Source organism: Shewanella gelidimarina (assembly GCF_023283945.1).
Classification (GTDB): Bacteria; Pseudomonadota; Gammaproteobacteria; order Enterobacterales; family Shewanellaceae; genus Shewanella; species Shewanella gelidimarina.
On record NZ_JAKIKW010000001.1, the window covers coordinates 337,627 to 362,839 of the forward strand.

A 25,213-nucleotide genomic window follows, 5' to 3' on the forward strand; every position below is an offset into this window, starting at 1 on the left:
GGTAATATTTTAACTATCTAATAAATATGTTGTGACAGTAGTAAAATGTACTTCATTAATCAAGGATCCAATGATTGGGGAGTCATATATGTCCAAAAATAGAATGTTTATCGTCATTCCACTGCTGTTTTTGACGGTATTTGCTGGAGGCTACTACTGGTGGAATCATGTGCGTAATTTCGAATCAACGGATAACGCCTATGTCGACGCTGATATCTCTAATATCAGCGTTAAAGTCCCAGGTTATGTGACGGCCACTTTTGTTACAGACAATCAGCATGTCGAGCAAGGGCAGTTATTGGCACGACTTGAAGATAACCAGTACAAGGCTAAAGTGGCGCAAAATGACGCCATACTTGCAAGTGCAAAGGCTGATTTACAAACCTTAGCGGCCCAAGTGGATCTGCAACGTGCACTTATTACTCAAGCTCAAGCGGGTGTTGCAGCCGCTGATGCTGAGAAGCTGCGTTCATCGCAGCAGCTTAATCGAGCAACGCAGCTAAAAGTCAAAAACTACAGCTCACAAGATACCGTGGATGAAGCACAAGCGGGTTTTCAGTCTGCGGAGGCACATTTAGATGAAGCCGCAGCCGTTTTGGTCGCTAAGCAACGAGAGCTGGCAGTCTTTAACTCACAGCTCATTGAGGCGGACTCCAGTGTCGAGCAAGCTAAAGCTGGATTAGCACTGGCAAAAATTCAGCTGGCAGATACACAAATAACGGCGCCCTTTAGCGGTGTTATTGGTAAGCGTGGCGCGCTACAGGGCCAATATGTACAGCCAGGGCAAGCTATCTATAGTTTAGTACCAGACAATGCGGTGTGGATTACTGCAAATTTCAAAGAAACACAGATAGCACATATGCTGCCGGGGCAAAGTGTGTCGGTGGAGTTAGATGCTTTTTCCGGTGAGTCATTTATCGGGGTTATTGACAGTCTATCGCCAGCATCAGGGGCCAAGTTCAGCTTATTACCCGCTGAAAATGCGACCGGTAATTTTACTAAAATTGTACAGCGTATCCCGGTGAGAATTCGCCTTGAAGGGGCGTCATCTGCAGATCTACAGCAGGTTAGAATTGTTCCTGGACTGAGTGCATTTGTTAAGGTCGACACATCAAATGAAAGCCTCAGTACTGCCGTAGCCTTAAACAAGGCGCGTCAATAATGTCCACGCTGGAGGCGACTCCTTTGGGCGCAGATACAAATGTTGAGCAAGTGGAACGTGGTAGTCGTCGTGCCTGGATAGCGGTGTTTGGCGGGCTTATTGGTGCGTTCATGGCCATTTTAGATATTCAAATTACCAATGCGTCAATGAAGGAGATCCAAGGTGGGCTAGGGGCGACATTAGAGGAAGGTTCATGGATCGCGACGGCCTATCTAGTCGCAGAGATGATCGCTATTCCACTGTCTGGCTGGCTGAGTAAAGGCCTCGATATTAGACGTTATATGCTGTGGAACAGCGCTATTTTTATTGTCGCTTCTCTACTGTGTTCAATCTCATGGAATTTAGAATCGATGATCGCTTTTAGGGCGATGCAAGGATTCTTTGGCGGAGCGCTAATTCCAATGGCGTTCAGGTTGATTCTTGAATACCTGCCTGATGATAAGCGGGCAGTGGGTATGGCATTGTTCGGCGTGACGGCGACCTTTGCTCCTTCAATTGGTCCTACTTTAGGCGGTTGGCTAACCGCACAGTTTAGTTGGCATTATCTGTTTTATATTAATGTGCCGCCTGGGCTGGTCGTTATGTCGATGCTGGCCTACGGTTTAGTTAAAAAACCGATAAACTGGCCCGAACTTAAAAATGTTGATGTGAGTAGTATTATCACTATGGCACTGGGGATGGGATGTTTAGAAGTGGTGCTGGAAGAGGGCAACCGTAAAGATTGGTTGGGCTCTGATTTTATCCGCAATCTAGCCATTATATCAGCGGTCAATATTGTTATATTTGTTTATCTTCAACTTAAAAAAACCAATCCGTTAGTGAACCTAAGATTGCTTGCACAGCGGGATTTTGCGTTGTCGACGGTTGCTTATTTTCTGCTGGGCTTGGCACTGTTTTCATCCATCTATATGGTGCCCTTATATCTGTCACAAATACAAGATTATAACTCTATGGAGATTGGCGAGGTCTTGATGTGGATGGGATTTCCACAGCTACTGATTTTACCTTTTATGCCGACATTGATGCAGCGATTTGATAACCGTTACCTTGCAGGGTTTGGTTTCTTCATGTTTGGGGTTAGTTATTATATGAACTGCCATATGACGGCCGATTTTGCAGGCCCTCAAATGATTGCATCTATGGTGGTTAGGGCGATCGGGCAACCGTTTATTATGGTGCCCATTGGTATGCTTGCGACAGCGCATATACGCAGAGAAGAAAATGCTTCTGCCTCAACGGTGTTAAATGTCATTCGTAATCTTGGTGGCGCAGTCGGCATCGCTTTAGTCGCGACCTTAACTGATAATTTGAGTCGCAGTCATCTAGCGCATATTAAAGAGACGTTACCGGCTGTAAGCTCGATGGCCAATGATTATTTGGCGGCATCGGCAAATATGCTGCAAGTAGCAGGCTCCGACCCTATAACCGCAGGTCTGCAGGCTTCTGCACTGCTGGGGCAAACAATGGCCAAACAAGCGTCGATTCAAGCTTACAATGATGTGTTTTTTATCATGTCAGGGTTGCTCATGGTGGCAGTGGTGGCGGTGTTGTCGATACGCAAGCCGGTTGCTGTTGCAGCGCATTAATTTGCCCTCGTTCTATGCATGATTAATGCTTATAACGTCGGGCTAGATGCCTATTTCGTCGTTTCTGGTTTTTAAGTTTTAGCGTTTCAACATCAAAATCAAAGTCGAGGCGCTTCGCCCACACCTGAACCGAGGGGTAAAGCGCTTGTACCCCTTGGCGAACCCTCAGCACCCCAGCGAAATTTAAGAAGCGAAATTTCCAACGGGTAAGGCTGGCGCGACCCACAGATTTATTGATAACCAATTGAATTGTAAGTTTAAATTTAAAGCGCAAACGTCAAGTTGTCATACTATTATTAACCAGTCCCCGGTGAGTCAAAATGGATTAACTAAATCTGCTGTTCAAAAGCGGATCTAAACAATGACCTCCAAACAATTATTTCCAAATCGAAGGCTAAAATCAGATATTTATCTTCACAATAGCTAACCTTTCTTACAGAAAATTATCTACCTGTATTTGTTGATTTGAAGTGCTAGACTGCAGCACTGACTCGTTGCTATGGAGAGAGACTTTTGTTGTGGAAATCGCTAGCTTTTTCAGAGCTCACGCTGAATGAATTATATGAGCTACTCAAGTTAAGAGTAGATGTATTTGTGGTGGAACAAAACTGTCCGTATCCGGAGCTGGATAATAAAGACAGGCAAAGCCAGACCCAGCATTTACTGGGGGTTGACGAGCAAGGTACGATCCAAGCTTATGCGAGAGTGCTTGCTCCTGGGGTGAGTTATCCTGACGCCAGTATTGGCCGAGTGATCGTGTCGGAGGCTGTAAGAGGTGGTGGGATTGCCCATATCTTAATGCAAAAAGCGATCTCGATTTCGCTGAGAAAATGGCCGAAGCATAACATTCAGTTAGGTGGGCAGGAGCACTTAAAAGGTTTTTATCAAAAGCTGGGATTTGAGCCGGTATCTGAAATGTATTTAGAAGATGGGATCCCACATCTCGATATGTTGTTAACCTTGAAGAGTGAAGGAAAAAAATGTCAGATTACAAAGTGAATACTCAGCAGTTAGTATGTGTGGCGACGTTTACCGCCAAGCCTGGGAAAATAGCCGGTTTAGTTGAAGCCTTGTCAGCGCTTATTGCCGATACTCGCCGCGAGAATGGTTGTATACGTTATGAGCTTAATCTTAGCCGTGATAATGCCGATAAAGTAACTTTTGTGGAAAAGTTTGTCGATGAAGCGGCATTTAATAGTCATTGTGAGAAAGAGGCTATTCAACATTACTTTCATCACATCATGCCTGAGCTGGTTGCATCTCACCATGTTGAGACCTATCACCAAGTTATCGTTTAACCTGCTTATTTTTCAATGGTGCACTAGGTGCACCTTTAAGGTTGTAACCGCATTAACGAGTCTGTTTTTACTGCACTTCAATATAGGTTTAACACCTCTCCAATATCATTGTATCCAAGCCACTATTTTTCCCCTTTAAGCATGTTACACGGCTAATAAAGATAGTTTTTTAGCGATAAAAGTGTTCAACTTTATGCAGCCATTATTTAATCAGCAAAGGTTTGCAGTGCTAAATTATATTGAACCTGTATTTCGTCCACCATCGGAGTGGAAATCATTAATTCTGCAAGTGACCAATGGTTGCAGTTGGAACCAATGCAGTTTTTGCGATATGTACACAGCTAGCCAAAAGCGCTTTCGGGCGCAAAAAATAGATAAAGTCGAGCAAGATATTATTGCTGTGTCCAGCTCAAAGGCGCATATCTCTCGGGTGTTTTTAGCCGATGGTGATGCGATGACACTTCCTTTCTCCAGGCTGGAAGAGATTTGTTTGTTGATAAAAAAACATCTCCCCGCAGTGACTCGGATCAGTAGCTATTGTCTGCCTCGAAATATCAATAATAAAACATCTGAGCAGTTACAGCGGTTAAAGGAGCTGGGGTTAAGTTTGCTCTATATTGGTTGCGAAAGTGGTGATGACGAAGTTTTGCGGCGAATCAAAAAGGGCGAGACATTTGCCTCTTCATTGGCTGCTTTACAGAAGATAAAAGCGGCCGGTATAAAATCGTCGGTGATGATCTTAAATGGATTAGGTGGGGTGTCGCTGTCAGTGCAGCATGCGCAGCAATCTGCCAAATTAATGAATGAGGCGCAGCCAGAATTTCTGTCAACGCTAGTGGTGACGTTACCACTAGGAACAGAGCGGATGGACGAGGCGTTTGACGGGCATTTCCAGCTGCCGGATCAGTTACAGTTATTTGAAGAGATGCGAGTACTCCTCAGTAATTTAGAGCTAAACAGAACAATTTTCCGCTCAGATCATGCCTCCAATTACTTGGTGCTGAAAGGTGTTCTTGGCAAGGATAAGCAAGTGTTATTAAGCCAAGTCGAGGCGGCGGTGAATACACCTGAACGCATTCAATTACGGCAAGAGTGGCAGAGAGGTTTGTAACTGCGGCGCAGCCAATGCTACGCCGATGACAAAGTGTGCTAAGGCTGTTGAATATGGATCTCTCTCACAGGGCACGGAATCTCTATGTTGGCCTGTTTTAGCGCCTTTATTAAGCTGGAGTTTGTTTGGTACTTATCTTGAAAGTAACTCTCGGTGGCGACCCAATAACGGATGCCAATTTCAATACCGATGCTATTAAAATCATTTATCCCAACTTGTGCATGTTCGCCATTACTGACATGAGGGCTATCCGCCAGTACTTTCGATAGTATGGCGACGACGGCGTCGGGATCTGATTGATAACTAATATTGAGTTCTGTTTCGACTAATTTATTGGCAAAGGAGTTGTGCAGTACTTCCCCAACAATATGCTTATTAGGCACGTTAATCTGTTCTCCCTCTTCGTTAGTTAATACGGTCATGCCTAAGTGGATATCTTTAACTAAGCCACTAACCCCTTTAACCTCAATGGTGTTTCCTACAATGAAAGGGCGAGTCACAATAATCGTAATACCCGCTGCATAGTTGGCCAGCATGCCTTGTAATGCGAGACCTGCACCTAAGGATGCAGCACCAATGGCGGCGACCATCGGGGTAACGCTAATACCGAGCTTCCCTAGCGCAATAACACCCACCAATAAGATCACTAAAATGCGCACAAAATTGCTGGTGAAATTGCTGAGGGTAACGTCTATGTTATGCTTTTCAAAAATACGGGTGACAAGATTAGAGGCTTTAGCTGCAATCCATAAGCCGACGAGAAAAATCAGCGCGGCACCTAAGAGACTAAAACTATATTGCACGATAAACTCAGTGATCATGCCATAGGCATTTTGCAACTGAGCTATCTCTTGATCTAAACCGGGTTCGTTCATTGATTGGTCCTTTAATACAACATTTTCACTTGGCAGCTTACTGAAGTTAAACTGTTTTGTAACTTGCTATTTACGTTGAAGATACTATCTTTGCAACTTTCAAATGGCTATTTCGCGATCCGTGAAGATGATCATGGTTTGCAGTGAACGTTCTGTGACATCAACAAGAATAGGTTATTCTCAAGGCTAATTCTAATTAACGAGATCAACAATGAAAGCAATTATTCTGATTCTATGTAGTTTGCTTGTCACGCCAGTATGGGCAAATACGTATGTTGTTGGTGACCCGATGGAAACCTTAAAACTTCAAGACCAATATGAAGCTGATTATGCGATTGATAGCACTATCAAGCAGGTTCTATTCAGCCGTAGCATGGATGGTGGCACACTCATTCAAACGGCGTTAGACGAGCAACCTGAGCTGTATAAAAAGGGTGATTTGGCTTATGTTGCCGATATTAGTGCTATGCCTTCGCTTATTGCCCGCTTTGTTGCGATCCCACAGTTTAAGCAATTTGCTTATCGAGTGGCACTCGATCGAGACGGTGAGATCACCAAAGCATTACCTGCTCAGAAAGATCAAGTGACTCTGATTCAAATTAGCGATAACAAAATTACTCAAATAAGCTATTTTGACTCCGCAGAGTCATTGTTAGAGGCGTTAAAATAAACGTATTAAAAAAGGCGCTATAAGCGCCTTTTTTTAGTTTGCTAATGGTTAAGCAGAATGCCCCTTCAAAATATCATATATCTCCTCTTTTAAATGCAACTTCTTGAGTTTTAACTCATGCACTTCAGGAGTTAAATCGCTAGCATCGTGTAACTCCAGATTTTTAATCTCTTCATCGAGTTGATTGTGTTTGTTAAACTTTTTCTGGAAATGATTATCTGAAGTCTTAAGTTGACTGATTAATTCTCTATATTCTGGAAACATGCAGGCTGTCCTTTTTCTGATATATTTTTCTGGTTCAACTTTAAACTAGCGCGTTTATTTTGAGCAAGTTGTGAGCAAGATCACGTTCTGTAATCTTGTATTTAGAACTTGAGCATGTATTGGTTAAGTCATTGTTTTTATGCGTATTAATAGCTGTTGCTCACGGCGAAAATTTGCGAATGGATATCAACTGGCACTCTGTAGTGCAGCTGCTATATTTCTATCACTTCATAAATATTGTTTTGGTAACTAGATTACGACAATTCATTTACTCTTGGCAGGAAAAGTGTGATCGGGTTAACCTTATCGCGGTCGATACTAGGTTAAAGTCGATTTATTAAGAATTTTATAATCAAAATTGAAAGGGGTTTTCACAATGTCTGATGTATTTCACTTAGGCTTAACCAAAGAAATGTTGGACGGTGCTAGCTTGGCGATTGTGCCTGGTGATCCTGAGCGCGTTAAGCGTATTGCCGAGTTAATGGACAATGCGACATTTCTAGCGAGTCATCGCGAGTACACAAGTTATCTAGCATATATCGACGGTAAGCCAGTTGTTGTATGTTCAACAGGGATTGGCGGGCCTTCAACTTCTATTGCGGTTGAAGAACTTGCTCAGTTGGGCGTTCGTACCTTCTTACGTGTAGGTACTACAGGCGCTATTCAACCACAGGTTAATGTTGGTGATGTTATTGTCACTCAAGCGTCTGTTCGCTTAGATGGCGCAAGTTTACATTTTGCACCTATGGAGTTCCCTGCTGTTGCAAACTTTGAATGTACAACGGCTATGGTTGAAGCATGTCGCGATGCAGGCCTAGAACCTCATATCGGGATCACAGCTTCATCAGATACTTTCTACCCAGGACAAGAGCGTTACGATACGGTTTCAGGCCGCATTACGCGTCAGTTCAAAGGGTCTATGCAAGAGTGGCAAGATCTTGGCGTGCTGAACTACGAAATGGAGTCTTCGACTCTGTTTACTATGTGTGCTTCGCAAGGTTGGCGCGCAGCTTGTGTTGCAGGTGTTATTGTTAACCGCACACAACAAGAGATCCCAGATGAAGTGACAATGAAGAAAACAGAAGTTAGTGCTGTTTCTATCGTTGTAGCAGCAGCCAAAAAACTGCTGGCATAATGGGAAAGCATTCCCTATAAGAGGGATCTATTAGGGAATAAAAAAAGGCGCATATTGCGCCTTTTTTAATGCTCTAAACTGTAGTTTTGCTTGAGCTTAGAAGTGATACTTGGCGATCACAGAGTAAGTGTTCTGATCGATACCATCGACGCCATATTTATTTTTCCAGTAATCATACTCAATACCCACAAACAGTTTGTTCTTCTTATGCTCACCGAAAATAACGGCACCCAAGTCATACTTTAGCTGTGGATTGAAATGAAAGTTGGTCTGATATGCATCTTCATCTGTGGCAAACACCCAATCAAAGAAACCATCAAATACGATGTTAGAGTCACCGACGGGGAAGTCCATTCTAAATGCTGGGGTTAACTGCCAGCCATCACTAATATTATCGCTACCGGTGGCATGTCTACGGTAAGTGTTGAGCTGGAAATAGCTAAAGTAGGGAACGTTAAGATCCATACCAACACCATATAAAAAGCTCTTCACTGGGCCTTCGCCCTCCTCGAGGGTAAATGCTAGAGACAGGTCAGTAATCGGCCCCATTGCCACTTTTTCGCCTAAGATCTTGCCCGCACTTAAGCGCGTTGATATCTCGCCATAGGTCGTGCTGTCCTTTCCTGCATTTGAGCCGTTAAAATAAATCACATCTTGGAAAGCAAACCAGTCGCCATATTTCCAGTCACCGGCGGTCTCAAAGGTGAATGTTGTTTGTGACTCGGACGGTGCTAAATCATAGTTATCCCCGTACAGTGCTGTCACACTTGCATCCCACCAGTTAATCATACTGTCAGCCATAGCGGTTGGGCTCACTAATAGCGCTAGGCATAGCCAATTCTTATTCATCTCAAAACCTTTTTTAGTGCAGCTTATGCTGCTTATATGTATGCAATACTTACACTCTTTGGTGTATTCAATAATTGCTCTATTTAGAAGGGTACAAGCTAAGTTGAAACGCGCGTTATTTAGTCGTTTCAATGGCGAGGAATATAGGCTGAAAGTTAGCAATATTCAAAGGATTTGTTACGCTTTTTTGCGCTAGATTGTAAATATCTTGCTATGAAACGTCACGGTGCTTAGAGTGCTGTGGGGCGATGGTGTTTCAAAATTACGTTAATGATTCATTATAACATGCATTCATTCAAGTGTTTACTGTTACACTCAGCGCCAAAGGTACACTTTTTAATCACCGATATTGAGTCACACAGTTAACAACGGTGACATATTATGTCGCTATAGAAACAGACAGCTGATATAGTCGATATCAGGACTCTTTCATTTCAGGGGGAAATATGGAGTTATCAAATCCTATCTTGATCTGGGCCTGTATAGGCTTATTTCTAATGTTAGCGGAGATTATTTTACCCGGTGGTATTGTTATTCTCCTTGGCGCAGCTTGTTTAGTGGTTGCTGGAGCGTTAGCTACCGGCATCGTGGAGGGTATTGTACAAAGTCTCACGCTTTGGTTTATCTCTTCAATGGTGCTCTTGTTGGCTTTTAGACAGTTAACGCAAAAGCTTGTTGGTGGAGATGCGCATGTCGATAGCACAGACGAAGAACTCGATCTCTATAATCAAATTGCTACCGTTAAGCAGACCATTGGGCCAGCACAGAAAACGGGCCGTATTGAATTTCAAGGAAGTGAATGGCCCGCATTGGGAGATGGCAGTGAAATTGTTGCTGGTTCTCAAGTTCGGGTGATCTGTAGAGACAATATCGCGTTAGTCGTCGAACCTCTAGCAGACAAAAATGAAGATTTAGCGACATAAATTAGTCGTTACACTGTCAATATTAGGGAAGGGATCTATACATGTTTATATTTACACTGTTTGTTTTGTTTATTTTTTTCATTCTTTATAAGTTGCTACTCATTGTCCCTATGCGCGAAGTCAATGTTATTGAGCGCTTAGGTAAATTCCGTGCTGTATTACAGCCGGGTTTTCATTTTTTAATCCCATTTTTTGACCGTGTTTCTTATAAGCATGAGATCCGCGAGCAGGTACTCGATGTACCGCCGCAAAGCTGTATCTCAAAAGATAACACCCAACTAGAGGTCGATGGGCTGGTATACCTAAAAGTGATGGACGGTAAGCTCGCCAGTTACGGTATTGAAGATTATCGCCGTGCAGCAGTCAATCTTGCGCAAACCACAATGCGGTCTGAGATCGGTAAATTGAGTTTAAGCCAGACATTCTCGGAGCGAGATAGCCTAAACGAATCTATTGTACGCGAGATTGATAAAGCCTCTGATCCTTGGGGGATCAAGGTGCTCCGTTATGAAATTAAGAATATCACCCCGTCTCGAAAAGTGATTCAGACGTTAGAGAAACAGATGGAGGCAGAGCGTCGTAAACGAGCCGAAATTACGTTAGCTAACGCCGAAAAGGCCGCGATGATAAACCTATCTCAAGGTGAGCGTCAGGAAGCCATTAATCTATCTGAAGGCGAAAAGCAGCGCCGCATTAATGAAGCAAAAGGCATGGGGCAAGAGATCACCATTATTGCCAAAGCGAAAACAGAAGGGATGGAACTTGTTTCGGCTGCACTAGCACAAGAAGGCGGTAACGAAGCGATGAATATGCAGTTAAAAGAACAGTTCATCAACCAAATTGGCAAGGTTTTGCATGAGGCCGATGTCTCAATTGTACCCGCGGAATTGGCTAAGTTAGAAGGGTTTTTCGAAGGTATGGAGCAAGTGACTCATGCCGTGTCTGCCAATTCAGTGAAAGGAGCACGCTAATGATTGCTGGAATTAATACTGATTTAATTGTTATGGCAATTTGGGGACTTATCTTTGCGGTCTTCGTGATTAAGTTGTTTCAATCTATTCGATTGGTGCCAACTAAATCTGCTTACATTGTCGAACGCCTTGGTAAATATCATTTAACCCTAGATGCTGGTTTCCATGCATTGGTGCCGTTTGTTGATAAAGTGTCTTACATCCATGACCTTAAAGAAGAAACCATTGATGTGCCGCCACAAGAGTGTTTTTCATGTGATGAGGTTAATGTTGAAGTCGATGGTGTTATCTATATTTCGGTAATCGATCCGGTAAAGGCGAGTTATGGCGTGGTTGATTATCGTTATGCTGCGATTCAGTTAGCGCAAACTACGACTCGCTCGGTGATTGGTACACTTGATCTTGACCGTACTTTTGAAGAGCGCGATGTGATTAGTGCCAAGGTTGTTGAAGTGCTGGATCAGGCCGGTGCTCTATGGGGGATCCGAGTTCATCGTTATGAAATTAAAAACATCACCCCACCAGAAACGGTAAAAAATGCGATGGAGATGCAGGTTAACGCCGAGCGTGAAAAGCGCGCATTGCTCGCAAAAAGTGAAGGTGATAAGCAAAGTAAGATTAATCGCTCTGAAGGTGTAAAGACTGAGACCATTAACCATTCTGAAGGTGAAATGCAGCGCCGGATCAATGAAGCTGAAGGTAAAGGTGAGGAGATCTTAACGATTGCTCGCGCTACGGCTGAATCAATTGAACGCATGGCAACGGTTATAGCAGCCCCCGGGGGGCAGAATGTTGTTCGTATGCAGTTAGGGGCACAATACCTAAAGCAGATGGATGGACTTAGCTCTAGTAAGAGTAAGGTCGTATTACCGGGTAATCTGATGGATTTTGATCACTGGATGAATAGCATAGGTTTAGAGGAGTCGAAGACGAAAAACTAATATTTTTCGTTTATTCAAGCTTTAAGCTATCCGCTAAAAATGCTAGTTTCCCGATGGGTGCTAGCATTTTTTTTGCCTGATATTGACGCTTCATTGAATGGACTAAATGTAGATGGCTAAATATTTAATGCCATGGGTATAGCCTGTCACGCAGTAAGTTGAGCTTAGCGTCTATATCTATATCTGTCTTTGTTGCTCGGAGTAAAATGGCGAGTAATACACTTTAACTGAATCGGGTAGATTGTATGGCTTTTGAAGATAAGTTTAGGCTAAGTTGTCACGCTGTTATATTGCGAGAAGGCCCTCAGGAGACTGAAGTCTTATTGCTAAAGGCAACGTATGGAACACTGTCATGGGGCTTACCTGGTGGAGCGTTAGAGCCCGCAGAGACAATTCATCAAGCACTTATTCGAGAATGCCATGAGGAGCTAGGGTTCATCGTCAACATTAGTTTTTTGACGGGGGTTTATTATCACAGTGCCTATAATTCCCAAGCATTTCTGTTTAAATGTGAGATGAATGAATTTGATGAAATAAAATTGAGTGATGAACATTCAGAATATGAATTCATGCCCATCTCCTCGCTTTCTGCAGTACAGAGAACGAGAGTGGTTGATTGCATAGAATTTAACGGAATAGTGATTAGCCGTAAGTTTTAACCGGTTTATCTTCTACTGTTTCGATATGAGGTTTAAATTCAATTTTGGCACTCCTCTTATAGTGCTCGCCTATTTTTAGTAAATCATCAAACACCACGGGTTTACTGATTAAAAATCCTTGTGCGTAATCGCACATCATAAAGCTCAACTCGTCGAGTTGTTCTTGGGTTTCTACACCTTCGGCAATCACTCTGATCCCAAGTGCGTGCGCCATCTCAATAGTCGCAATAATCAACTCTTTGCTAGTGCCATCAGTGTTCATATCTTTGATAAAGCTACGATCAATTTTGAGGATTTGGAACGGATACGTACGCAGATAGCTGAGTGAAGAGTAGCCGGTACCAAAATCATCCATAGAGATACAAAAACCGGCTTTGCTTAGTGCCATTAATGCATCAAGGGTGTAAGCATGACCACTTAACAACACCCCTTCAGTGATCTCCAGCTCTAAGTCTTCAGGACGCATACCTAGCTGGTTTACACTATCGGTAATGAGCTGCACCAAGTTTGGATTTCTAAACTGTCTGGGTGACAGATTAATCGCGATCCTGAAATTGTCATTAAACACTTTTTGCCATGTTTGCGCTGCCCTCAAGGCGCGATGAAGAATAAACTCTCCCATCGGTTCTATCACCCCGGTTTGTTCGGCAATGGGGATGAATTCGGCGGGAGATACGCTGCCAAGAACCGGGTTATCCCATCTGAGCAAGGCCTCTGCCCCCATGATACTGCCGTCTCTGATGTCGAGCTGAATTTGGTAATGAACCTGCAGTTCTCCTCGTTCTAGTGCACCGTGGATCTGCTCCTCAATGGCTAATCGACGAGAAACTTCTTTGTTCATCGCATGGGTGAAGTATGAATATGTATTACGACCAATACTCTTGGTATGGTACATCGCAGAATCTGCATTTCTGAGCAGCTCTGATGGCGTTTTTCCATCATTTGGGTAGATAGCAATGCCGATACTAGCGGTCAAAATAAGTTGACGATTATCGATATAGAATGGCTTTCGAAAGCCGCCAATCAGATTTTCGGCTAGAGGCTGAGCGTCATCTGCACTGGATAGCCCATCGAGTAAGATAATGAATTCATCGCCCCCTAAACGGCCAACGGTATCTTCTTTTCGGGTTGCTTTCGTCAATCGATCGGCGGCAGTAATAAGCAATTGATCACCTGCCTCATGGCCTAATGAATCATTAATTTTTTTGAAATCATCTAAATCAAGAAAGATAACTGCTAGCATCTTTCCGCTGCGTTCCGTTGATTCTACCAACTGCTCTAAACGTCTAAGGGCGAGGAATCGGTTGGGCAGATCAGTTAACGCGTCATAATGTGCTTGATGGCGAATTAAGGCTTCGGCTTCTAGGCGTTCACTATTGTCATGGAAGGAGATGACTGCACCCATTTTTTCGTTGTTAAACGTCATTGGGTGAGACCAGTATTCGACAGGAAAGCTACTGCCGTCGGCTCGCCAAAAGTGGTCCTCTTTTAGGTGGATATCACGATTATCTTGTTTTGAAATTGAACTCATTATTGCTCGATCATCATCAGGGTTCTGATGAACTAGGCTGCGCATATTGCAGGCTATTAACTGCTCTTCACTGCGATAACCCAGCAGCTTTACGCATTGAGGATTGGCAAATATACAACGACCATTCTCATCGACGCCATAAATGGCCGCCGCGGCCGAATTTAAAATGGCAGAGAGAAGATAATTTTTACTGAGTATGGATTTTTGATTTTCTTCTGCTTTTGCGGAACTCTCTTGTAAGCGGCTAAACATGTGGTTGAGTTCGACTTCTAACTCTCCTAATTCACCATGTTCACCCATTTTGTTTCGGGTATTCAGATCGCCATTTGACCAACGTTGCACACAACGAGTCAGATGGCGTATTCGTGGAGTGATCGCCGATAACTGAAATAGGCTCACGCTGAGTATTGAGATGTTAGCGAGGCTGAATAGCGTCACCGTAAATAAAAGAGTCTGATCTTGTGTTGGCCTAGTGAGAAAGACAATAACTGCCAAACAGAGTGACATTACGGTGGTGACCAATAAGACTACCTGCCAAGATTTTAGTGTGTTTTGTTTCATTGTTAGCATACGCACTTCCTAACTTGAGTTGTAAAAACGGCATTTCGCTTGAAAGATAATCAAGGGGAATGCTGGCGTTTTACCGCCGCTTTTTTAAGAGCTGCTGAATATTGAGGAAATCAACGCGATCACCAAACCACCTTAAAATGCCCTGGAGGGGAGGCTTTTTGGGGGAGGGAGTTAAGAAAGTATTTTGAATATCACCAAGCACAACTAAACACCGAGTTAAGTGAGTCAGTATGAGCATGAGGGAGGTATTATTAGCGTTAGCTGCAGAGGTCATTTTAGTCCTTTAAAATATAAGAAATCAGTCCGTGATCACTTGTCTTACTCGATTAAGTATAGGACTGAATTTATGAAACAGGAAACAAGCAATTGATCAATGAAATATCTATATGAAAAACAAGTGTTTTTCACTAGCAAATTTACATTGGTTCGCTAGAATATTGTGGGTGATTTGAACATAAGCTATTTAACTGGAGTTGAGCTGAGTATGAGTATTGAAAGAATTGAAACCGGCAGTCGCATGAGTCGAATTGTTAAGCATAACGGTACTATTTACCTATGTGGTCAGGTCTGTAAGGATGCTGAGCAAGGGATCACGGAACAAACCAGCTCAATGCTAGACAAGGTGGATGTGTTGTTAGCGCAAGCGGGCAGTGACAAAGAACATATCTTGTCAGCGACCATTTACGTTAAAGACATGCAGTACTTTGCTGAAATGAATGCAGTTTGGGATGCTTGGGTGCCAGCAGGCCAAGCGCCTGCTCGTGCTTGTGTCGCCGCTAAAATGGCACGCGAAGCCTTGTTAGTGGAAATATCGGTAGTCGCTGCTGAAAAGGTCTAGTGCTACGGCATCAAGATGGTAGGGGCTTCAGTCTGGTGTTATTTACCATCTCGATGACACGTCTAAGCTTTCACTCGTTAATGGGATCGAGGTTCTGCTATACTGCCAGCTTGATTTTTTGGAGGCAATAATGGACGTATCTTCTTTACTCGACGGCCTAAATGACAAGCAGCGTGATGCCGTAGGCGCTCCGCAATCCAGTATGTTAGTTTTGGCTGGCGCCGGTAGCGGTAAAACTCGAGTGTTAACACACCGAATCGCTTGGTTAATGCAGGTTGAACAGCAAAGCCCTTATGCAATTTTAGCGGTGACCTTTACCAACAAGGCAGCCAAGGAGATGCGTGAACGAGTAGAAAAAGTGGCCGGCGGTAATATGAGCCGCATGTGGATTGGTACATTCCACGGTTTAGCCCACCGTCTACTGCGTACACATTATAAAGACGCCAATTTACCGCAGAGCTTTCAAATCTTAGATTCTGACGATCAACTGCGGTTGATCAAACGTATTCTAAAAAGTCTTCACTTGGATGAGAAACAGTACCCTCCAAGACAAGCTCAAGGTTATATCAACGGCAAGAAAGATCTGGGACTAAGACCGGCTCACATTGATGCGGGCGGCTTTCCGATAGAGCAAAACCTACTTAAAATTTATCAGGTTTATCAAGATTCTTGCGATCGTGCTGGCCTGGTCGATTTTGCCGAGATCTTATTACGAGCTCATGAGCTTTGGCTTAACAAACCGCATATTCTTGACCACTATCAAGACAGATTCAAACATATTTTGGTGGATGAGTTTCAAGATACCAACGCCATTCAATATGCATGGATCCGAGTACTCGCGGGCTCAACCGCAAATGTGATGATTGTGGGTGATGATGACCAATCCATTTATGGCTGGCGCGGTGCTCAAGTTGAGAATTTACATAAGTTCTTAGGCGATTTTCCTGCAGCACAAACTATCCGTCTAGAGCAGAACTATCGTTCTACCGGTAATATCCTTAAAGCGTCCAATGCGCTTATTGCTAACAATCCCGATCGTATGGGTAAAAAGCTGTGGACTGACGATAAAGACGGTGACCCAATAGGGCTTTATTGTGCCTTTAATGAAATGGACGAAGCGCGGTTTATAGTTGGCCGTATTAACGACTGGCAAGATGAAGGGGGCAAGTTAGAAGATTGCGCCATTTTATACCGCTCTAACGCCCAATCCCGTGTACTCGAGGAAGCGTTACTGCATAAAGGTGTCGCTTACCGTATTTATGGCGGTTTACGATTCTTCGATCGCCAAGAGATTAAAGATGCGATGGGGTATTTGCGCCTCATCAGCAATAAAAATGATGATGCTGCATTCGAGCGAGTGGTTAACACTCCTGCCCGCGGTATTGGTGGTCGAACATTAGAGATCATGCGTACCACCGCTCGCCAGCAAGAGCTCACCTTGTGGGATACTTGTGTGCGCTTGCTTGAAGAAAAAGTGCTCAGTGGCCGCGCTGCAAATGCAGTGCGTGGCTTTATGGATTTGATTGTTGCTTTGAGAATCGACACTGAAGAGCAGTCGTTACACCGACGAACTGATCATGTGATCAAAGAGTCTGGCCTTAAGTTGATGTATGAGACTGAAAAAGGCGAAAAAGCCAGAGCTCGAGTAGAAAACTTAGAGGAACTCGTCACTGCAGCGCGTAGCTTTGTGGTGCCAGAAGAGCTCGAAGATATGGGCGAGCTTAATGCCTTTTTGTCGCACGCGGCGCTTGAGGCGGGTGAAGGTCAGGCTGATGAGTTTACCGATGCTGTGCAGTTGATGACATTGCACTCTGCCAAAGGTCTTGAATTCCCAATGGTGTTTATGTCGGGTGTGGAAGAGGGCTTGTTCCCTAGCCAAATGGCGATTGATGAAGGGGACCGACTCGATGAAGAGCGACGCCTCTGTTATGTCGGCATGACCCGTGCAATGCAAAAACTCTATATTACCTATGCCGAGTCTCGTCGTATTTATGGCCGAGAAAGTTTTGCTAGGCCGTCTCGATTTGTCAAAGAAATCCCTGAGCAATATGTACAAGAGATCCGTATGCGCACGCAAGTGTCTGCGCCAGCGATCAGTACTCGCTTTAGTAAGCAAGATGATTCGTTTAACGAGTCAGGGTTTAAAATTGGGCAAAAAGTCAGTCATCCTAAATTTGGCGCTGGCACGGTGACTAACTACGAAGGTAGCGGTGCTCAAGCTCGAATTCAGGTTAACTTTTTAGACGTTGGCAGTAAGTGGTTAGTGATCGCTTATGCACGCTTGGAAAAGGTGTGATAACGCGATTATCAATAGATTGACGATAGCGGTTGAATACTGGTTCAGCTCAGTCATAATGCGGGTACAAGCTAAAGGCCGAAGACGTTGTAGGAGAGCCTAATAAAATGAATTTAAGGGATAAATTGGATGTCTACATGCGGCTCACCCGCATGGACCGTCCTATTGGCACCTTGCTGCTATTGTGGCCCTGTTTAATGGCATTGATGTTTGCCGCAGGAGGGATGCCTGACATAAAAGTCTTGGTTATCTTTGTCATCGGAGTGGTTGTGATGCGCGGCTGTGGTTGTGTGATAAATGACTATGCCGACAGAAACCTCGATGCTCACGTGGAGCGGACTCAGTCTCGACCATTAGCAAGTGGCGAGATCAGCAGTAAAGAAGCACTTTTATTGTTTCTGGCGATGGCACTATTTGCATTTGGTTTGGTGTTGTTATTAAACCCGCTGGTGGTCAAGCTTTCTGTCGTCGGTATTATTCTTACCATTCTTTACCCCTTTACCAAGCGCTACACCAATATGCCACAGATGTTTTTGGGCACCGTGTGGAGTTGGTCTATTCCGATGGCTTATGCTGCACAAACAGGTACAGTGCCCGTTGAAGCATGGTGGCTATTTGCGGCCAATTGGTGCTGGACGGTAGCCTACGACACCATGTATGCCATGGTGGATCGTGATGACGACTTAAAAGTGGGCATTAAATCGACCGCCATTTTGTTTGGTCAATATGATAGACAGATCATTGCTGGATTCCAAACGGCCGCACTCGGGTGCTTTATTATTGCCGGTGTTATTGCGGGTCGAGGTGAAATTTTTAGCTTAGGTATTGTGGCATTTATTGGTTTTGCGCTTTATCAGCAAAAACTCATTTTTGGCCGTGAACGAGCTGCTTGCTTCAAGGCATTTTTAAATAATAACTGGGCTGGACTGACGCTTTTTGTCGCACTGGGATTAGATTATTTAGTTTTATAAGTCCACAAAGGTTACTCGTGCTTGGTTGCGATACCGATAACATCATCAAAATAAACGTCTTCTAATGGAGGCGTTTTTTTATATGCGGCTTTTGATCTTCCTACAATACATTTTTAGGTAAATGCCATTAGACGGTCATTATTCCTGTCTATACTTATCGATAGTCGATGAACTTTTTAGGCCTGATTAGGGGCATCACAAGCGTTTTCAGGATAAAGGCCTATGAAACTGGCTACATCGACGTAATCGTAACAAACAAAGGGAGTTGTTTGTATGGAGGAGAGGTTATGTCATATTGGGTAACGACATTCGATGCTAGCCAGTGGGCTGATTACGAGTTGGCATTACTGATGGTGGCCATTTTAATTTTAGTTATCTGGCTATCGGTGTGTTTATTTAAACCTCAGGGGGCAGTGCGGTGGATTTTTGCGGTCTTGAGCTGCGTAGTGATCAGTGGCTTATGCCTAACCAGTCGCGTGGATGCGTTGCAGTTAAGTTCATTATTGAACAAAGGGCAAAATATTGAAATTCTCGATGGCAGTTACCATTATGGACGCTATCATTTTCCGCACAATTCCGCTCATGGCGTCGACTTTAGAGAGATCCATATTGGCGAACGCATACTGAAGCTGTACCACTCTGGCTATCTGCAGCATACGCGCTGCTATCGCAACTTTTATAACACTAATGAGTTTGGTGACCACGCGCAATTACGTTTGTACATACATTGGTATGAACATGAGTTTATACATAAAAAAGATGTAATCACATTAAAAACCCCCTGCATTTTACGGATTGAAGCGCTTGATGTTGAGGCGGTATAAGGTCGCCCTAATTAGAGCTCACACCATTTTTTAAATTAAAGAGCCAATAGAGGCCCTGTATTGCGCTGGTGGGAAATGCGGTTTCATGGCTGGCGTCGCCGATGATAAGCAGCTTGCTGGTTATCGTCTTGTTTGGCACTTTATTGCTGCTTCGATCCACATTTATGAGGCTATTACTCCTGTCGAGCAAGGCTTTAAACTGCTGCGCATGACCAACCATATCAAAATTCGAAAAGCCTTCGTTACCATTATGCTCAAGCTCACCAATGCCAATAAAGACATTAGCCTTAATCTTGCTTAATGCTTCTTGACGCTGTTGGGTAAGCTTTAAAATCATCTGTTTATGCCACCAAAAAGACGGGCTGCCTAATACGTAATTACTAAACATTTCTGGCTGCTCTAGCAGTATATAAGCCCCGAATAGACCACCTAAAGAGTTGCCTACGTAAGTACGTTGGCTTGGATCTGTCCGAAAGTGTTGTTGTATATAAGGCAGTACTTTTTTCTGTAGAAAAGCGATATGTCGAGCAGCCCCTCCTGTCTGTTTTTTCCAGGTCTGATCAACGGATGGAGTGTAATTTCGAATCCGGCTTTTATCGCCCCTAAGCCCTTTTTGCCACGATACACCGACAAGAATGGCTTGCTGCATTGCGTTTGAGTTCATCGGAAAACGAGTTGCGCCAGAGACTATCTGAAAAGCATACATGGCATCAGTAATATAGATCACTGGGTAATGACGATGTTGATTTGCGTCTGAGTTGTAGCCTTTTGGCAATTTAATAAAGAGGTCGTAGGCCCTATCTGCATCATCGAGCTGAATCGTTTGAGTGCGAGGAATGTTAAAGGGGCTAGCGTCAGTTTGCTGCGCGGCAATAACGTTGTGACTGCTGGTGATGCAAATAATGACTCCAATGGCACTGAGTACATATCGTGAAAACCATGAGGGTAATAATAACAATGCCGAAAAGAAAAAAGAGCTTAAAGTGCGAGACATAAGTTTCATCCTGGAAAGTAGGTAACTAAATACCTTGTATACGTTGGATAATCAGGTCAGTCAGCATACGCTGAGCCTTCGCTATTTTACAGTGACTTAGGCTTAACATTAGCTTTCAATTAATCCGGTTGGTGGATGGTCATTGCACTATTAATCCCTGAGCATTACTTGTAGGCTATTAGGTTAATGATTTGTAACAAGGAGCCCGTATGCGTCGCAGTATTAAGTTAAGGCTGAGTTTTTTGCTAACCGCAATCGCTAGCTACGTTTTGGGGTTTAACCTTTTACCCGAATCGCTGAGCAATGATACAGAGATTGTCATACTGGGTGTTATCGCCGCAGTGTATTTTGTACTACTGCCGATTTTATATTGGTTTTGGATCATTAAGGCGGGTAAGCAAAAAGCGTGGAAGCTACTGCTGATCTTCAGTCTTAGTGGCTTAATGGCGCGATTGAGTTTTCCTGCTGAGGTGGCCAGCTATTTCGAATTTATCATGTGGTTTAGGTACCCGATTATTGCGGTGTTGTTACTGATAGAACTCTACTTAATGGTCAGTATCGCTAAGGGATTATGGCAAGCCCGCAAGATGAAGGGGGATCCTAGGGTTCATATCGTTGATAAGTATCAAGATGAGGACGACAAGAAGCGCTCGTTAGCACTGGTATTAGCATCAGAGCCGGCAAGCTGGTATTACGCTATCCCTTGGTTTAGTCGTCAGCATGTCTCTAGTGATAATGCCATTGAGCTATTATCTGGCAAGACTTGGATGTGGCTATTGATGCTGCTGGGGACATTGGCGATGTCGACGGCCTGCTTCATGTTGTTAAGCCTATGGAGTGAATTAGCGACAATCATCGTCACCAGTATTATTGCTTATGGTGTGGTGTTTGTGACCGCTAACTATCGCGTATCAAAGCATTACTCATTATATGTTCAGCAAGATAAGCTAGTGATCAATAATAGTATGTGGGGCTTTTTAACGGTCAATATTGCCGAGATAACAGCGCTAGAAGTTGGCACGTGGGACAAGAGCAGTGCGTTGAAGAATGATGATTCTGCCGAAGAGTTACTGTGCTTTGGTCGAGGTGTAAATGCCAATATAAAGCTTCAATTTAGCCAGCCACAGACATACTTTGGTGCACTTGGGCAATTACCTGAGAAAATTGAACAGCTCTACTTGGTCGTAAGCGATCCCGAAGCCTTAGCGCAACAGTTACGGGTAAAGCAGAGTGATAAAAAACAGTTAGAGAATCAACAGGTTTTGGCTGCTGGGGTTTAGCGCGGCGCGAACCTGTTTAGCACAGTATCGACTAGGTAGCCGTTTGAGAGCCTGCTGACCTAGTCGTTAAACTATTTTGCTAGCAGATTAGTTTTTTACCAGTGCATCTAAGTCCGCAGGGCGATAGTAAACGGATTTTAATACCTTGCCTTGGCGGACAATTTTACCACCCATATCAACGTCTTTAGCACACTTGGCGATAATGAAATTGCCTTTGGTACTGCCAATGATCTCTACACCTTGCTTAGCATAAAAAGCGATAGTCTCTGTCAGTTCTTGCTCATTGCGACAGACTTTACTCATGTTGCTTGAATGTACTTCATCCCAACAAGTGATAAAGTCGATTTCACGGTTTTTAGCGACATGTAAAAGCAGGTCAATCACATAGCTTATTTCAACATGGTCAGATATTTTTTTAGCGCCTATGTGCACTAGACGTCCCATCAATACATAGACTGAGTCGACAATAGCGTCGGCTTGTTCAACGCGGCTATCTGCTTCAGCAAGCTCAGTTAACTCTTCAATTGCTAGCGAAGTGTGCAACGTATCGGCTTTATCATCTAGCGTTGATTCATCTTCAATAGGTAGATCAAATGTGGCACGGAATTGGTGAATATCACCATAAAGATGATCGTAGAGAGGCTGGTCTAAAGCAGATAGTTTCATAAGTAATACCCTTGGCGCTAATATTAAAAAATTGCCGTCATAGTAAAGAAATGGACCTGAAAATGAAAGGTTGGTAGTGCTGCTGAACGTACTCAAGCGCATTTTGTTATGTTAGCAGCTTGGATTTACGGGTTAACCCCCACTGCCTGAAAACAAAAATGCCATGATGGTACTTAAAATACCCACTTCAACATCTCTATTGCTTGTCTGTTGGTCATTAATGTTGTGCGCCTCTCGCTCTTCTCTAGCCTCGCGAGCATTGTCCGCACCACTGATAAAAGGCTCGGCAACGGATTGAGTTTGTTGCACGCTGCAGGCGGTCAATGACGACATGACCAACATGATAATAATAAACAGGCTGGCGGGTTTAGCACTTTGTATCAGCTTTTGTATGGATCTATGCATCATTTAGGCCTCCACTTTTAGGTGGCATAGGATATGGGGATGAAGACTACAGATGAGCGTTTGCATCGAATCTACGCTGACATCCAAAGCTTGCCAACCATCGGTGCTCATAATGTCCAATGCAGTGATATAAATTGAATGCTCTGCTGTGGTACTCGACTTATTTATTGCGGTCTCGCCAGAGATCCTAAAAATACCTTCAGGAGTGGTAATACGACTAATGCTAAACACTTCCATATGTAGACTCTTCCTTACTTATAGGTAGAACATCACCTTAAAACAATACTTTCAATAATAAAAGTACTCTGAATGTTACTACATCATCTGAATGAGGGTTAGGCTGCGCCGTTTAGTCACCGTTATTGCTGCCACCGCTATCTTGTTGGACTCGCCATAGCCTTCGTTGAGTGGCTTTGAATATTTCGATATCGTCTGCTGAAATGATATCAAAGTCACTTTCAAAATATTTAAAGCCTTTAAATTCTTATTTTATGCATAAAAAGTAGCTATCGAACTCCTGAGTTGAATAGCTAGTCTATTTTGGCGAACACGTTAGCTACGATGAATGGCCACTATGGTTTGGATCGGTAGACGCAGATGTTGCAATTATGTAAGGATGATCGGCTTGCAGGGCTGTCTATACGGTTTTACATGATGCTTTCATCGAACCAGACGGAGACCTAGCAAGATATAACAATAATAAAAGGATGTTTCATGACCCCAGATAACGACTCTAGCTCGTCACTCAATGACGAGTCTACGCAGCACAAATTACCCTCTCTGCTCGATGCCCTGCTCCCTATTTTTGCGCTAGTGATGATGCTAACCACTGCCGTGTATCTTTTCTCGTCTGATAGTTCCTACGGTGCCAACCAAATCGCACTCATTATGGCGGCCTGTATAGCACTGGTCATTGGCTGGAAAAATGGCTACAGCTGGAGCGAAATGGAGCAGGGGATAGTGCGCAGTATTGGCGTTGCCACAGGCGCGTTGTTGATTCTCTTTACGGTGGGTTCTCTAATTGGTACTTGGATATTGGCAGGTACCGTGCCGACAATGATTTATTACGGTATGTTAATTCTTAACCCTGAGTACTTCTATGCGGCCAGCTGCCTACTTTGTGCCGTCGTGGCGATCAGTATCGGTAGCTCGTGGACGGTGGCTGGCACGCTGGGTATTGCGCTTGTCGGCGTGGCTTCGGCCATGGGTTTGAGCGTTGAAATTACCGCGGGTGCTATTATTAGTGGCGCCTACTTTGGTGACAAGATGTCGCCAATGTCTGATACCACTAACCTAGCACCGGCAGTGGCGGGAACGGACATTTTTACCCATATCCGACATATGGTTTGGACGACAACCCCCAGCATTATTATCGCGCTAATCGGCTTTCTATTACTTGGTTTTAATAGCGAGGCGACAACAAACAGCAGCAATTTTGAAGCGACCTTATCATTAATTCAAAGTCAGTTTAATCCAGGTTTTCATCTGCTATTACCCTTGCTGGTTGTGCTTTTTGTAGCTTACAAAAAGATGCCAGCGTTTCCAACTGTGATTATAGGCACGATTGCGGGGGCAATATGCGCCGCCATCTTCCAGTTTGATAGCGTGGTTGCATTTGCTAATGATGCGACGCTGTTGCCTGTCGTGGCTTTGGTCAAAGGGATTTGGGTGGCTATGTTTAATGGGTATACCGCCAATACTGGCGATGAAGTGCTAGATAGCTTATTAAGTCGCGGCGGGATGAGCAGCATGATTAATACGGTGTGGTTAATTCTGTGTGCAATGACGTTCGGCGGCATAATGGAAGTTACTGGGCTGCTTAAACGGATCTTGCAAGGAGTCTTGGGAGGAGTAAAATCCAGCGGCAGTCTTATTATTACCACTCTGGTCAGCTGTATTGGGGCTAACTTAATTACCGCGGATCAGTTTATCGCCATTGTATTACCAGGCCGTATGTTTAAATTGGAATACAGCAAACGCGGTCTGGCACCCGTCAATTTGAGTCGTGCACTTGAAGATTCTGCCACCATCACTAGTCCACTGATCCCCTGGAACACTTGTGGTGCATATATGGCTGGCACGCTAGGAGTGGCGACCATTGCCTACCTTCCTTATGCTTTCTTTAATTTGGTTTGCCCTTTAATCAGTGCTGCTTACGCGCATTATGATTTTAAAATTGAACGTATAGAGCCTGAAACTGCAGAGTCGATTGCCTAAATAATACTAACTCAATCTAAATACAAAGGCCGAGTGTTTTGTTAACGTTCAGCCTTGTTTGATCTACTTATTCAGTCAATATCGATGGCTAATTTTCTGTTAGCCATTGTCTTTGATTATCATCAAAAGAGCTGCCTAATAAAAAGGTTTTTCACTAGAGCATGGCGAGGGATGTAA

General features: G+C 43.8%; 25 protein-coding genes. 17 read left to right on the top strand and 8 right to left on the bottom strand.

Annotated features, from left to right (window positions below):
* Positions 1 to 88 precede the first annotated feature (88 nt).
* The 5 genes from L2729_RS01455 to L2729_RS01475 all read left to right on the top strand — a co-directional run bounded on the left by L2729_RS01455 (position 89) and on the right by L2729_RS01475 (position 5,157).
* Entirely contained in the window at positions 89 to 1,162 is a 1,074-nt protein-coding gene (locus L2729_RS01455) for an HlyD family secretion protein (protein ID WP_248986636.1), read from the top strand.
* Positions 1,162 to 2,748 carry a DHA2 family efflux MFS transporter permease subunit gene (locus L2729_RS01460; RefSeq protein WP_248986637.1) on the top strand — a complete coding sequence of 529 codons (1,587 nt, stop codon included), beginning with the start codon at positions 1,162 to 1,164 and terminating at the stop codon, positions 2,746 to 2,748. Before L2729_RS01455 ends, L2729_RS01460 begins: the two co-directional genes overlap by 1 nt.
* A gap of 513 nt (positions 2,749 to 3,261) precedes the next feature.
* Positions 3,262 to 3,747, top strand: coding sequence for a GNAT family N-acetyltransferase (locus tag L2729_RS01465; protein ID WP_248986638.1), 486 nt, complete (start codon positions 3,262 to 3,264; stop codon positions 3,745 to 3,747).
* Positions 3,729 to 4,046, top strand: a complete 318-nt coding sequence (locus L2729_RS01470; RefSeq protein ID WP_102039150.1) for a putative quinol monooxygenase — start codon at positions 3,729 to 3,731, stop codon at positions 4,044 to 4,046. Before L2729_RS01465 ends, L2729_RS01470 begins: the two co-directional genes overlap by 19 nt.
* Before the next feature lie 193 nt (positions 4,047 to 4,239).
* On the top strand, positions 4,240 to 5,157 hold the full coding sequence (locus tag L2729_RS01475) for a radical SAM protein (RefSeq protein ID WP_248986639.1): 918 nt from the start codon (positions 4,240 to 4,242) through the stop codon (positions 5,155 to 5,157).
* 38 nt (positions 5,158 to 5,195) lie between these two features.
* On the opposite strand, the gene L2729_RS01480 is transcribed toward L2729_RS01475, so the two are convergent.
* Positions 5,196 to 6,032 (bottom strand): mechanosensitive ion channel family protein, encoded by an 837-nt coding sequence (locus tag L2729_RS01480; RefSeq protein WP_248986640.1) that lies wholly within the window; start codon positions 6,030 to 6,032, stop codon positions 5,196 to 5,198.
* Positions 6,033 to 6,243: 211 nt separating this feature from the next.
* Between L2729_RS01480 and L2729_RS01485 the strand changes: the two genes are divergently transcribed.
* Entirely contained in the window at positions 6,244 to 6,702 is a 459-nt protein-coding gene (locus L2729_RS01485; RefSeq protein ID WP_248986641.1) for a hypothetical protein, read from the top strand.
* Between the two features lie 48 nt (positions 6,703 to 6,750).
* On the opposite strand, the gene L2729_RS01490 is transcribed toward L2729_RS01485, so the two are convergent.
* Complete coding sequence (locus tag L2729_RS01490) at positions 6,751 to 6,966, bottom strand: HP1242/YdcH family protein (protein ID WP_248986642.1); 216 nt, start codon at positions 6,964 to 6,966, stop codon at positions 6,751 to 6,753.
* A 376-nt stretch (positions 6,967 to 7,342) separates the two neighbouring features.
* Here L2729_RS01490 and udp point away from each other — a divergent pair, with 376 nt between their 5' ends.
* Positions 7,343 to 8,101: a uridine phosphorylase gene (gene udp / locus L2729_RS01495; protein ID WP_101090336.1), complete on the top strand. Its 759-nt coding sequence runs from the start codon at positions 7,343 to 7,345 to the stop codon at positions 8,099 to 8,101.
* A 96-nt stretch (positions 8,102 to 8,197) separates the two neighbouring features.
* Here udp and L2729_RS01500 read toward each other — a convergent pair whose 3' ends face one another.
* On the bottom strand, positions 8,198 to 8,950 hold the full coding sequence (locus L2729_RS01500) for an outer membrane protein OmpK (RefSeq protein ID WP_248986643.1): 753 nt from the start codon (positions 8,948 to 8,950) through the stop codon (positions 8,198 to 8,200).
* A gap of 446 nt (positions 8,951 to 9,396) precedes the next feature.
* On the opposite strand from L2729_RS01500, the gene L2729_RS01505 reads away from it, so the two are divergent.
* From L2729_RS01505 to L2729_RS01520, 4 genes are all read left to right on the top strand, one after another.
* The gene (locus tag L2729_RS01505; protein WP_248986644.1) at positions 9,397 to 9,873 is read left to right on the top strand and encodes an NfeD family protein; all 477 of its coding nucleotides are present in this window, start codon (positions 9,397 to 9,399) and stop codon (positions 9,871 to 9,873) included.
* Between the two features lie 41 nt (positions 9,874 to 9,914).
* Entirely contained in the window at positions 9,915 to 10,844 is a 930-nt protein-coding gene (locus tag L2729_RS01510) for an SPFH domain-containing protein (protein WP_248986645.1), read from the top strand.
* Positions 10,844 to 11,785, top strand: a complete 942-nt coding sequence (locus L2729_RS01515) for an SPFH domain-containing protein (RefSeq protein WP_248986646.1) — start codon at positions 10,844 to 10,846, stop codon at positions 11,783 to 11,785. The genes L2729_RS01510 and L2729_RS01515 overlap by 1 nt, the downstream gene beginning before the upstream one ends.
* Before the next feature lie 245 nt (positions 11,786 to 12,030).
* Complete coding sequence (locus L2729_RS01520) at positions 12,031 to 12,444, top strand: NUDIX hydrolase (protein ID WP_248986647.1); 414 nt, start codon at positions 12,031 to 12,033, stop codon at positions 12,442 to 12,444.
* Here L2729_RS01520 and L2729_RS01525 read toward each other — a convergent pair.
* On the bottom strand, positions 12,428 to 14,545 hold the full coding sequence (locus L2729_RS01525) for a putative bifunctional diguanylate cyclase/phosphodiesterase (RefSeq protein WP_248986648.1): 2,118 nt from the start codon (positions 14,543 to 14,545) through the stop codon (positions 12,428 to 12,430). The two genes, L2729_RS01520 and L2729_RS01525, sit on opposite strands and share 17 nt — an antisense overlap.
* A gap of 484 nt (positions 14,546 to 15,029) precedes the next feature.
* Here L2729_RS01525 and L2729_RS01530 point away from each other — a divergent pair, with 484 nt between their 5' ends.
* The 4 genes from L2729_RS01530 (at position 15,030) to L2729_RS01545 (ending at position 19,474) form a co-directional block, all read left to right on the top strand.
* Positions 15,030 to 15,383 (top strand): RidA family protein, encoded by a 354-nt coding sequence (locus L2729_RS01530; RefSeq protein WP_248986649.1) that lies wholly within the window; start codon positions 15,030 to 15,032, stop codon positions 15,381 to 15,383.
* A gap of 130 nt (positions 15,384 to 15,513) precedes the next feature.
* Positions 15,514 to 17,679, top strand: coding sequence for a DNA helicase II (gene uvrD / locus L2729_RS01535; protein WP_248986650.1), 2,166 nt, complete (start codon positions 15,514 to 15,516; stop codon positions 17,677 to 17,679).
* A 107-nt stretch (positions 17,680 to 17,786) separates the two neighbouring features.
* Positions 17,787 to 18,650 (top strand): 4-hydroxybenzoate octaprenyltransferase, encoded by an 864-nt coding sequence (gene ubiA / locus L2729_RS01540; RefSeq protein WP_248986651.1) that lies wholly within the window; start codon positions 17,787 to 17,789, stop codon positions 18,648 to 18,650.
* A gap of 287 nt (positions 18,651 to 18,937) precedes the next feature.
* Positions 18,938 to 19,474, top strand: a complete 537-nt coding sequence (locus L2729_RS01545) for a hypothetical protein (protein ID WP_248986652.1) — start codon at positions 18,938 to 18,940, stop codon at positions 19,472 to 19,474.
* Positions 19,475 to 19,481: 7 nt separating this feature from the next.
* Here L2729_RS01545 and L2729_RS01550 read toward each other — a convergent pair whose 3' ends face one another.
* Positions 19,482 to 20,468, bottom strand: a complete 987-nt coding sequence (locus L2729_RS01550) for an alpha/beta hydrolase (RefSeq protein ID WP_248986653.1) — start codon at positions 20,466 to 20,468, stop codon at positions 19,482 to 19,484.
* A 209-nt stretch (positions 20,469 to 20,677) separates the two neighbouring features.
* Between L2729_RS01550 and L2729_RS01555 the strand changes: the two genes are divergently transcribed.
* On the top strand, positions 20,678 to 21,748 hold the full coding sequence (locus L2729_RS01555; RefSeq protein WP_248986654.1) for a hypothetical protein: 1,071 nt from the start codon (positions 20,678 to 20,680) through the stop codon (positions 21,746 to 21,748).
* A gap of 87 nt (positions 21,749 to 21,835) precedes the next feature.
* On the opposite strand, the gene L2729_RS01560 is transcribed toward L2729_RS01555, so the two are convergent.
* The 3 genes from L2729_RS01560 to L2729_RS01570 all read right to left on the bottom strand — a co-directional run bounded on the left by L2729_RS01560 (position 21,836) and on the right by L2729_RS01570 (position 23,056).
* Positions 21,836 to 22,414, bottom strand: a complete 579-nt coding sequence (locus L2729_RS01560; RefSeq protein WP_248986655.1) for a nucleoside triphosphate pyrophosphohydrolase family protein — start codon at positions 22,412 to 22,414, stop codon at positions 21,836 to 21,838.
* A 132-nt stretch (positions 22,415 to 22,546) separates the two neighbouring features.
* On the bottom strand, positions 22,547 to 22,822 hold the full coding sequence (locus tag L2729_RS01565; protein ID WP_248986656.1) for a hypothetical protein: 276 nt from the start codon (positions 22,820 to 22,822) through the stop codon (positions 22,547 to 22,549).
* Positions 22,823 to 23,056 (bottom strand): hypothetical protein, encoded by a 234-nt coding sequence (locus L2729_RS01570; RefSeq protein WP_248986657.1) that lies wholly within the window; start codon positions 23,054 to 23,056, stop codon positions 22,823 to 22,825.
* Positions 23,057 to 23,533: 477 nt separating this feature from the next.
* On the opposite strand from L2729_RS01570, the gene nhaC reads away from it, so the two are divergent.
* A complete protein-coding gene (gene nhaC, locus L2729_RS01575; protein ID WP_248986658.1) occupies positions 23,534 to 25,036 on the top strand; it encodes a Na+/H+ antiporter NhaC in 1,503 nt (500 codons plus the stop codon).
* Positions 25,037 to 25,213 lie beyond the last annotated feature (177 nt).

Bases quoted from the DNA above. Each gene is read 5' to 3' on its own strand.
- L2729_RS01455 (WP_248986636.1), top strand. From the start codon at position 89: ATGTCCAAAAATAGAATGTTTATCGTCATTCCACTGCTGTTTTTGACG.
- L2729_RS01460 (WP_248986637.1), top strand. From the start codon at position 1,162: ATGTCCACGCTGGAGGCGACTCCTTTGGGCGCAGATACAAATGTTGAG.
- L2729_RS01470 (WP_102039150.1), top strand. From the start codon at position 3,729: ATGTCAGATTACAAAGTGAATACTCAGCAGTTAGTATGTGTGGCGACG.
- L2729_RS01475 (WP_248986639.1), top strand. From the start codon at position 4,240: ATGCAGCCATTATTTAATCAGCAAAGGTTTGCAGTGCTAAATTATATT.
- L2729_RS01480 (WP_248986640.1), bottom strand. From the start codon at position 6,032: ATGAACGAACCCGGTTTAGATCAAGAGATAGCTCAGTTGCAAAATGCC.
- L2729_RS01485 (WP_248986641.1), top strand. From the start codon at position 6,244: ATGAAAGCAATTATTCTGATTCTATGTAGTTTGCTTGTCACGCCAGTA.
- L2729_RS01490 (WP_248986642.1), bottom strand. From the start codon at position 6,966: ATGTTTCCAGAATATAGAGAATTAATCAGTCAACTTAAGACTTCAGAT.
- udp (WP_101090336.1), top strand. From the start codon at position 7,343: ATGTCTGATGTATTTCACTTAGGCTTAACCAAAGAAATGTTGGACGGT.
- L2729_RS01500 (WP_248986643.1), bottom strand. From the start codon at position 8,950: ATGAATAAGAATTGGCTATGCCTAGCGCTATTAGTGAGCCCAACCGCT.
- L2729_RS01505 (WP_248986644.1), top strand. From the start codon at position 9,397: ATGGAGTTATCAAATCCTATCTTGATCTGGGCCTGTATAGGCTTATTT.
- L2729_RS01510 (WP_248986645.1), top strand. From the start codon at position 9,915: ATGTTTATATTTACACTGTTTGTTTTGTTTATTTTTTTCATTCTTTAT.
- L2729_RS01515 (WP_248986646.1), top strand. From the start codon at position 10,844: ATGATTGCTGGAATTAATACTGATTTAATTGTTATGGCAATTTGGGGA.
- L2729_RS01520 (WP_248986647.1), top strand. From the start codon at position 12,031: ATGGCTTTTGAAGATAAGTTTAGGCTAAGTTGTCACGCTGTTATATTG.
- L2729_RS01525 (WP_248986648.1), bottom strand. From the start codon at position 14,545: ATGCTAACAATGAAACAAAACACACTAAAATCTTGGCAGGTAGTCTTA.
- L2729_RS01530 (WP_248986649.1), top strand. From the start codon at position 15,030: ATGAGTATTGAAAGAATTGAAACCGGCAGTCGCATGAGTCGAATTGTT.
- uvrD (WP_248986650.1), top strand. From the start codon at position 15,514: ATGGACGTATCTTCTTTACTCGACGGCCTAAATGACAAGCAGCGTGAT.
- ubiA (WP_248986651.1), top strand. From the start codon at position 17,787: ATGAATTTAAGGGATAAATTGGATGTCTACATGCGGCTCACCCGCATG.
- L2729_RS01545 (WP_248986652.1), top strand. From the start codon at position 18,938: ATGTCATATTGGGTAACGACATTCGATGCTAGCCAGTGGGCTGATTAC.
- L2729_RS01550 (WP_248986653.1), bottom strand. From the start codon at position 20,468: ATGTCTCGCACTTTAAGCTCTTTTTTCTTTTCGGCATTGTTATTATTA.
- L2729_RS01555 (WP_248986654.1), top strand. From the start codon at position 20,678: ATGCGTCGCAGTATTAAGTTAAGGCTGAGTTTTTTGCTAACCGCAATC.
- L2729_RS01560 (WP_248986655.1), bottom strand. From the start codon at position 22,414: ATGAAACTATCTGCTTTAGACCAGCCTCTCTACGATCATCTTTATGGT.
- L2729_RS01565 (WP_248986656.1), bottom strand. From the start codon at position 22,822: ATGATGCATAGATCCATACAAAAGCTGATACAAAGTGCTAAACCCGCC.
- L2729_RS01570 (WP_248986657.1), bottom strand. From the start codon at position 23,056: ATGGAAGTGTTTAGCATTAGTCGTATTACCACTCCTGAAGGTATTTTT.
- nhaC (WP_248986658.1), top strand. From the start codon at position 23,534: ATGACCCCAGATAACGACTCTAGCTCGTCACTCAATGACGAGTCTACG.